5 protein-coding genes and 1 pseudogene are annotated in these 8,817 nt (G+C 36.1%); 3 read left to right on the top strand and 3 right to left on the bottom strand.

Going from position 1 to position 8,817, the window contains the following annotated elements; genetic code table 11:
- Positions 1-91 precede the first annotated feature (91 nt).
- Entirely contained in the window at positions 92-1,417 is a 1,326-nt protein-coding gene (locus L655_RS0116715) for an IS4 family transposase (RefSeq protein ID WP_024604027.1), read from the top strand.
- A gap of 130 nt (positions 1,418-1,547) precedes the next feature.
- Here the strand turns inward: L655_RS0116715 and L655_RS0116710 are convergent, their stop codons facing one another.
- Both L655_RS0116710 and glpK read right to left on the bottom strand, forming a co-directional pair.
- Complete coding sequence (locus tag L655_RS0116710; RefSeq protein ID WP_024605637.1) at positions 1,548-2,282, bottom strand: MIP/aquaporin family protein; 735 nt, start codon at positions 2,280-2,282, stop codon at positions 1,548-1,550.
- A 229-nt stretch (positions 2,283-2,511) separates the two neighbouring features.
- Positions 2,512-3,993 (bottom strand): glycerol kinase GlpK, encoded by a 1,482-nt coding sequence (gene glpK / locus L655_RS0116705; RefSeq protein WP_024597707.1) that lies wholly within the window; start codon positions 3,991-3,993, stop codon positions 2,512-2,514.
- A 168-nt stretch (positions 3,994-4,161) separates the two neighbouring features.
- On the opposite strand from glpK, the gene L655_RS0116700 reads away from it, so the two are divergent.
- Positions 4,162-4,923 carry a DeoR/GlpR family transcriptional regulator gene (locus L655_RS0116700; RefSeq protein WP_002963130.1) on the top strand — a complete coding sequence of 254 codons (762 nt, stop codon included), beginning with the start codon at positions 4,162-4,164 and terminating at the stop codon, positions 4,921-4,923.
- 1,316 nt (positions 4,924-6,239) lie between these two features.
- Entirely contained in the window at positions 6,240-7,856 is a 1,617-nt protein-coding gene (locus L655_RS0116695) for a glycerol-3-phosphate dehydrogenase/oxidase (RefSeq protein WP_024605636.1), read from the top strand.
- Between the two features lie 114 nt (positions 7,857-7,970).
- On the opposite strand, the pseudogene L655_RS01000000125775 reads toward L655_RS0116695, so the two are convergent.
- A pseudogene (locus L655_RS01000000125775) lies at positions 7,971-8,755 on the bottom strand (patatin-like phospholipase family protein); the annotation flags it as partial.
- Between the last annotated feature and the right edge of the window lie 62 nt (positions 8,756-8,817).

Here is an 8,817-nt window from a genome sequence, read left to right as displayed (position 1 = left end):
TAATGCCGATCAGTTAAGGTTAATTGATCGGTTGACCGATCTAAATGATCGTGAATAATCCGTAATTAGTTTCGCTAATTACGGTTTTTTTATGGATATTCAAACAGCTCTTTCAACCACCTTCTCATCTGCTGATGAATTTACAACGCTTGATAACTTATCTGGCATCTTAGATCCCGAATTACTTAACCAAGCTTTTGAAAAATCGGGTGTCGCCACCGTTCGTAAACGTCGCCTACCACTCGATGCTGTCGTTTGGTCTGTGATTGGTATGAGTTTATTTCGTCATGAATCTGTTTGGGATATAGCCTCTAAAATGGACATCGCCTTACCAGGTAAAGGGAAACTAGTTGCCCCTAGTGCCATGGTTCAAGCGAGACAACGCTTAGGTGAAGATGCTGTCGAGCAGGTCTTCAAGATGATGGCGTCACGGCATTATAATCATGCCCACTTCGATACATTTTGTGGCTTAAATCTATTAGCAGTTGATGGCGTTGTTTTTCGTACACATGATACGCCAGAGAATAAAGACGTATTTGGGTGTGGCTCAACCCAGTATGGTGAAAATACCTATCCGCAAATTCGGATGGTATGCCACATGGAGCTAACGAGCCATCAACTCATTAATTGTACTTTTAACGGGCAACATCAAGGAGAAATGACACTCGCTGAAGAGCTCATTGAAGGTACACCGGATAACTCATTAACCTTATTTGATCGCGGTTATTATTCATTAGGGCTTTTGCATCGTTGGCACCAAGCAGGGACTGAAAGGCACTGGATGATACCTGTCAGAAAAGGCTTAACCGTTGATACCATAAAGAAAATGAGTAAAAATGACCAGTTAGTGCGTCTTAAAACATCGCCACAAGCGCGAAAAAAGTTTACTGACTTGCCAGAGTTTATAGAAGCTCGGCTGCTTACTTACACGCATAATAATAAGCAGTATCAGATTCTTACATCAATGCTTGATGTAATGCGTTACCCATCAAAAGAAATCGCTGATTTGTACATGCATCGCTGGGAAATAGAAATAGGATATCGAGAAATAAAACAAACAATGTTGCACTCAAACTATATCCTACGCTCAAAAAGGCCGGATATGATAAGGCAAGAATTGTGGGGGTTACTAATTGCCTACAATATTATAAGAATAGCCATGCGTGAGGCAGCAGAGTTACTGGAAGTATGGCCAAATCAACTGAGTTTTTCTCATTGTTCAAGACATATCAATGTATTTCTGTTAACTATCCCACTGACAAGTCCGGGAAATTTACCAAAACGCTATGAGCATTTATTAGAAACGCTGACGCTATTTCAGTTACCAACAAGGCATCATGAGCGCAGCTTTCCACGATGTGTGAAAAAGAAACCATCTAAATATCCCTATAAAAAAAAGCCAGTCAGTGTTAACTGACTGACATTAGCCTTAAGGCGCTTTTTTATTTAACTATATTGCTTATATAAATTATATTTTTCTTTTGTGTGTTCAGAAAAGTAGTCTGTGTATAATCATTTTTTAGTAAAATTAAGTAACTATATTTCAATTATTTAACTAATATATATAATAAAGCTGCTAAAACACTCCCTATTATTGGACCAACTACCGGGATCCATGAGTAACCCCAGTTACTATCAATTTTACCTTTTATTGGTAATAAAGAATGTACAATTCGCGGGCCTAAATCTCGAGCTGGATTTATTGCATATCCAGTAGTCCCACCCAGAGAAAGTCCAATACCCCAAACAACAAAAGCAACAGGTATAGCGCCTATTGAACCTAAGCCTATTTTTACGCCAGAGCCATCGTCAATTTCAGCTGAAGAGAAGTAAAAAACACAAATTAATAAAACGAAGGTCCCTATTATTTCACTAAGTATATTTCTAAACGTATTTGGTATAGCTGGAGATGTACAGAAAACAGCTCGTTTTAAGGTGGGATCGTCAGTGGCATCGAAATGATCTTTATAAACTGCATAAACTAACGAAGCGCCAACCATCGCGCCAATAAATTCCGCTAAAATATAACTTGGAACTTCGGACCATGGAAATGATCCAGCTACGGCTAAGCCTATTGTTACTGCAGGGTTAAGGTGTGCTCCACTATAGGGACCGGCAACAACCACGCCGATAAAAACACCAAGTCCCCAAGCAGTGGTAATCGTCATCCAACCNCCGCCGCCATGGCCTAGTGTTTTCTTTAGTATGTCATTGGCTACAACCCCGCCCCCAATTAAAATAAGCAGTGCAGTTCCTAGTATTTCAGCTAAGAAAGGTGACATTTTAATATTCCTTATTAATTATAAACATAAAACCACCCTCAATAATGATATCTATTGCATAAGTATAAACCATGAATATTTTGAAACTTTTTTACAGCTGAAAATTACCATAAGATAAGTATCAACTTATTTATTTTTACGCTTGGAGTATTTAGTGGTATCATAAAAATAGTCTCCACTAATAAACCTTAATAGATATGTTGCTATGGTTTTATAGTTAAGCGGCTTATTATTCGCTTTGTACTTTTTTTACCGCATTACACCATCCGGCATATAATTCATCACGTTTTGATTTAGTCATGTTAGGAACAAATCGTTTATCGCAATTCCAGTTAGTCGCTAATGATTCAAGTGATGGGAATACACCCGCTTTTAAACCTGCTAAGTAAGCTACACCCAAAGCAGTAGTTTCACTTATGGTCGAACGGTCAACTTCGGCTCCTAAAACATCTGACAAAAATTGCATAAGCCAGCCATTTATTACCATACCGCCATCAACTCTTAGTACCTGTGGTCTTACGCCATCAGCTTCCATTGACTTTTGAAGGTCTTTAGTTTGAAAACAAACTGACTGTAATCCAGCTGTTACGATCTCTTTTATACCCGTATCTCGGGTTAAGCCAAAAATTGCACCTCGCGCATTAGAATCCCAATAAGGAGCACCTAATCCTGTAAAAGCGGGTACCATATATATACCGTGATCTAGCGAGGTATTGCATGCAAGTGACTCTGTTTCTTCAGCTTTTTGGATTAATTGTAGACCGTCTCTAAGCCATTGAATTGCAGCACCTGCAATAAAAATACTCCCCTCTAGCGCATAAGTTGGTTTCCCATTTAATCTATAAGCTACTGTACTGAGAAGTCTATTTTCAGATTCAAGTACTTTATCGCCAGTGTTAACCATCATAAAGCATCCTGTACCATAGGTACTTTTAGCCATTCCTGGTTGAAAACAAGTTTGCCCAAATAACGCTGCCTGTTGGTCTCCTGCCATTGCAAGAATAGGTACTTCGTAACCTAAATAGCGTTCATCTGTTACGCCAAAATCATCTGATGAATCCATTACTTCTGGTAACATCTCTATTGGCACATTCAGAAGTTCAAGTAATTCCGCGTCCCATTCTTGGGTATGAATATTAAAGAGCATAGTTCGCGAAGCATTCGTTGCGTCTGTGCGGTGCTCTTTTCCACCTGTCAATTTCCACAATAAATAAGTGTCGACAGTACCGAAGATTAAATCGCCTTTTTCTGCTTTTTCTCTAGCATCGGGACAATTTTCTAAAATCCAATTTATTTTAGTTGCAGAAAAATATGGGTCTATTAAAAGGCCGGTTTTTTTTCTAATTAACTCTTCTTTTTCTGCGGCCCTTAAATCATTACATAACTCTGACGTACGTCTATCTTGCCATACAATCGCATTATAAACGGGTTCACCAGTAATTTTATCCCATACTATTGTCGTTTCACGTTGGTTAGTAATACCAATGGCAATAACCTTATCGTGTTGAGGGTCTAGGTGTTTCATTACAGCTGTCATTGTTTGCTGCACAGAAGCCCAAATATCTTCTGGTTTATGTTCTACATAACCATCTTTTGGAAAGTGCTGGTCAAATTCTTGTTGTTCTAGGTATGCAATATTACCATTTAAATCAAATAGCACACTTCTAGAACTAGTCGTACCTTGATCAATTGAAAGGATATAGTTATTCATTATTTTTTCACTTTTACTTTCGGTTATTTTCGTTTTTGTACTATTACATGGATTAATTGCTACATACAACAAAAATACAACTTTAATATATAATTATTTATATGTGATTTTCATTTGTTAGCTCTTAACCTATAATTTACTATTAACTAAATTTAAAATGCGAAAAAAATGACTCAAGACCAAAGACACGAATCCATACTAAAATTATTAAAAGAAAGAGATTCAATTTCTATTGAAGTACTAGTAAGTCATTATGAAGTTACACCACAAACAATAAGACGAGATCTGGCTTATCTTGCTAATTTAAATAAATTGAGACGTCATCATGGCGGCGCTAGTGCCATTTCAAGCATTCAGAATACAGCATATCAAACTAGAAAAATCATGGACTTAGAAGCTAAACAAAAAATAGCACAGCATGTAGTTAGTATGATACCTAATGGCTCTTCCTTATTTATAAACATAGGCACTACAACAGAAACAATCGCGAAAGCACTTCTTGGTCATGAAAATTTGAAAGTTGTAACTAATAATCTTAATGTTGCAGCTATATTAGGTGTTAAGAAAGATTTTTCTGTACTTATCGCAGGTGGAGAAGTTAGGCACAGAGATGGCGGGATTATTGGTGAGACCACAGAGGATTTTATTAAACAATTTCGTATGGATTTTGGCATTATAGGTATTAGTGGCATAGAAGAAAATGGTGCGTTACTTGATTTTGACTATCGTGAGGTGCGCGTAGCCCAGGCAATCATTGAAAATTCACGTAAAGTTTTACTTGCTGCAGATCACTCTAAATTCGGTCGGTATGCGATGGTAAAATTAGGTAATATCTCGCAGGCAGATAACTTTATTACCGATGCTCAGCCACCCGAAAGTATACTTACTTTACTCAATGAGCACGATGTCGAACTGCATATAGCTCAGTAAAAGCTTAACATAACAGTTAAATAGATTTTCCCTCATCATGGGGAAATCATGAGCTTTCCATTTTAGCTACAGCATGATCGAATAGGCTTCTGATAAGCAGAAGTCCCATACAATTAATTTTTGATGAACATTTTTCAATAATATCCGACGAACAACTGCAATCTAGAGTCGAATATAATCTTCATGCTATCTTATTCACTCTCGTTGTAGGTGTGTTCTGCACCGAAGATGGATGAAAAGCATTGAATACGTTGCTCATAATGAGATTGATTTGCTTGAAAAATATGTCTTATTTGAAAGTAGTCTTCCAGTTCACAACACTATAGATGGTACTATTCACCTATATCATCTGAAAAGTCATACCTATTGTATTAAATTAGTGATCTATTATAGCGCTGAGGAAATAGCGCGATAACAAAGCAAAATTATGACATAGAGTTGTTATCTCCAATTACTCTCTGCATTTTCCTGTATTGCTCTCCCTCCTGCCCCTATGCTGCCAGCTATTAATAATTTTTAACGTAGAGAGTTATTTAAGAAGATAAAATGATCATGCTTTTAATAGGATAGATATTACAACAAAACTTTATACGTTGGACACAGGCTGCACATATAGCAACAAACGTTGGCGTTATAGCCATAGATGGTAAAACTATTTGTGGCTTTAATGATAAGAAACCAAAGAGACATACAATCGATATAACAAGCGCTTTTCAGCCGGCAATAGCTGTTGTATCAAGAAAAATAAAGATAGCTAACAATATACCTCCAACTGGCCCAGCCTTGCTTGATTTATCGGATATCAAAACGCCGTAGTAACTATTGATTTAATGGGGTGTCAAAAAACTATAGCGGAAAAAATTAAACTCCTAAGTTTTTTATTGCTTTACGGTGGGTTTGATATAGCTAGACTAATTTTCATTTATGTACTTTAATGTTTGCAAATGTTCGTTATTAAATGTTATTTTTAATAAAAAGAAAACCGAAGTAAATAATAACTTCGTACTGTTATAGCTATTCAGAGTCTTAAAATACAATAGTTATCTGCAGTAGCTTGGTCATCCTTATTAGTCAGATCAATTAATTTTTGATTTCGTTTGAAGGCTTACTTGTATCAAGTACTTAAATGTTGGGTAACAAATCTTGAGTTAAATAATAAAAATATCGAAAGTATTTTTATTATTACTCGTATACTTACTTACCTGCATGCCTAGTATAAGTTTTGATAGCACGATAAATACCGTTTAGGACATTAATACTTTAAATTTAATTGAGCTGGTCTAAATAGCTTGATATTAAAATAGGTAATTCAACAAATGAGTCAACTTAGAGACAACAATATTAAAAAACTTCCCCAAGATATTTATGATGTTTTGATTATTGGAGGGGGTATTAACGGTGCTGTATCTGCTGCCGCTTTAGCCGCTAAGGGCGCTAGAGTTGCCTTGATAGACAAAGGTGATTTTGCCGGTTTCACTAGTTCAAACTCATCAAATTTAGCTTGGGGTGGCATAAAATATTTAGAAAGTCATGAATATAATTTGGTTAATAAACTTTGTAAAAGTAGAAACCATTTAATGCGTAGCTATCCTTCTACTGTTAAAGAAATTCGCTTTTTTACAAGTATCCAAAAAGGCTTTAGATTTCCGGCATTCTTTGTTTATTTAGGTACTATTCTCTATTGGTTTATGGGACGTTTTTTTACTAAATCTCCTAGATACCTCAATGCAAAAAAAATAAAATCATCAGAGCCAGTCATTAACACAAAAAATGTAGAGGCTGGATTTGAATATTCAGACAGCTTTTTATTGGATAACGATGCTCGTTTTGTTTTCAATTTTATTCGCTCTAGTATGAGCCATGGGTGTATTGCCGCTAACTACGTAAGTTCGCAGGGCTCTACTCGCTCTAATGATATTTGGACTACAAATGCAGTAGACGAGATGTCTAAAGAGAAGTTTACTATCCGCTCTAAAGTTATTATTAACGCAGCAGGCCCATTTGTTGATCCTATTAACAATACAAATAGTCAAACCACAGCACATCACCATGTATTTTCAAAAGGTATTCACCTTATTGTTGATAAGGTAACTAACAGTAATAAAGTACTGACGTTTTTTGCAGATGATGGTCGGTTGTTTTTTGTGATCCCCATGGGCCCAAAAACGTGTATTGGTACAACCGATACACAAGTTCATAGTCCGCACTCACAAGTGACTGATGAGGATCGAAACTTTGTGCTTGATAATGCTAACAAATTATTAGAGTTAGAAAAGCCAATTACAAAAAGTGATATTATAGCCGAGCGCTGTGGAGTTAGACCATTAGCAATTAAAAAAGACGGTAATGGTAAGGCTGACTGGGTGCAATTATCACGCAAGCACGCTATAGATACAAATAGTGATCAAAAATATCTTTCTATCTTTGGCGGAAAACTAACAGATTGTATTAATGTAGGCGATGAAGTGGCTGATTTAGTCACTGGATTAGGTATTAAGTTACCTTATGAAGATTACAAATGGTACGGTGAACCTGACGACACCGTTAAAAATGAGTTCATGCATCGTGCAAAATTAATGAATTTGGATGGTTTAACACCTAAAACATCTACAGAGGTACTTAGTAAGCGGTTTTGGAGACGTTACGGCAGAAATGCGATTAACATGCTAGAAAAAATTCGTGAAGCACCTGAAAAAGGCGAACTCCTTATTAAGAATTCGGAGTACTTACGTGTGGAAATTGAACACGCTGCTGAGCGGGAAATGATAACTAAACTCAGTGATTTTTTACGTCGACGTTCTAAAATTTCACTGGTTGTAAGAAAAGAAGATATTCTTTCAGATCCTGGTTTACATGAAGTCTGCCAAATTCTATTTGGTAAGGATAATGCTGAAAATAAACTTCAGGAGTACATTGAAGAGATATCTAAATAACCATTTACATCTATTCTTACGACTTTAAAAGCTTGGGTTAAATGTTATAGAAGAAGTCTGTTAACACGATTAAAATTAATTATGTTAACTGACTTCTTATAGCAACTAATAAAACTATATTTTATTTTTAAAAATTAATAACATTTTTAACTTTTTATCAAACGCTTCAGCTAGCCTTTCTGTTTCACTAAAAACTATATTCCAATATTTAATACGCGTGTCTGCATCAAGATCGGTAAAATCATTTCTATCTGGAATTTTTCCGTAGGGTAAGCTTGCTACAAATTCTTTTGATGGGGTGATCATCACTACATTGTCGTAATTAAGTGGTGACACTTTACGTTTTAAATTTTTATCGAACCACCCTGCTTTTGGATCGCTATTAAAATGCGGATATAAAATTAAGCCTGGGTTATTAATTTTTAAATCAAAGTGGTAATCGATAATTCCGCCGTCGCGATATATTCCTTGCGGCGAGCCTGCAATATTTTTTATGCCTTGCATAACAAGTGGTATTGAACCCGATGCAAGTAATGCATCTTTTAAATTATTTTGAGTAAGCGCTATGTTTTGCGTTTTAAAATTGTAGCTGTCGGTAATTGATAAGTCACTTGTTGCTGGGCCAAATATAAAACGCTCATACTGTGAGCCTAATAATTTTCGGTTAACGCGGTTTAGCATATAACTTTTTGATAAACCCATTAACTGTATTAATTTATTTTCGCTGGCAATAAAGCCATTCGATTTTGCTACTATAAAGTGCGCTTTAAATATTGGGTTATTTATAATTTCGGTGACGCCGTTATCGCCAAAAACATCTTCAAGTAATGCGCGCGCTTTTATTGTTATTTCATTTGGTGTTGGTTTATTACTAGGGCGTGTTGATCTTTGTGGTATGAAAAACAAACAGCATGAAGATAAGGTATAATTGAATTCGCCAGAAAACTTTACACCGAACCTA

This window comes from Pseudoalteromonas sp. TAE79 (assembly GCF_000498015.1).
GTDB lineage: Bacteria > Pseudomonadota > Gammaproteobacteria > Enterobacterales > Alteromonadaceae > Pseudoalteromonas.
Note: the sequence above shows the minus strand (reverse complement) of the source record. Positions and strands in the feature narration are given on the sequence as shown.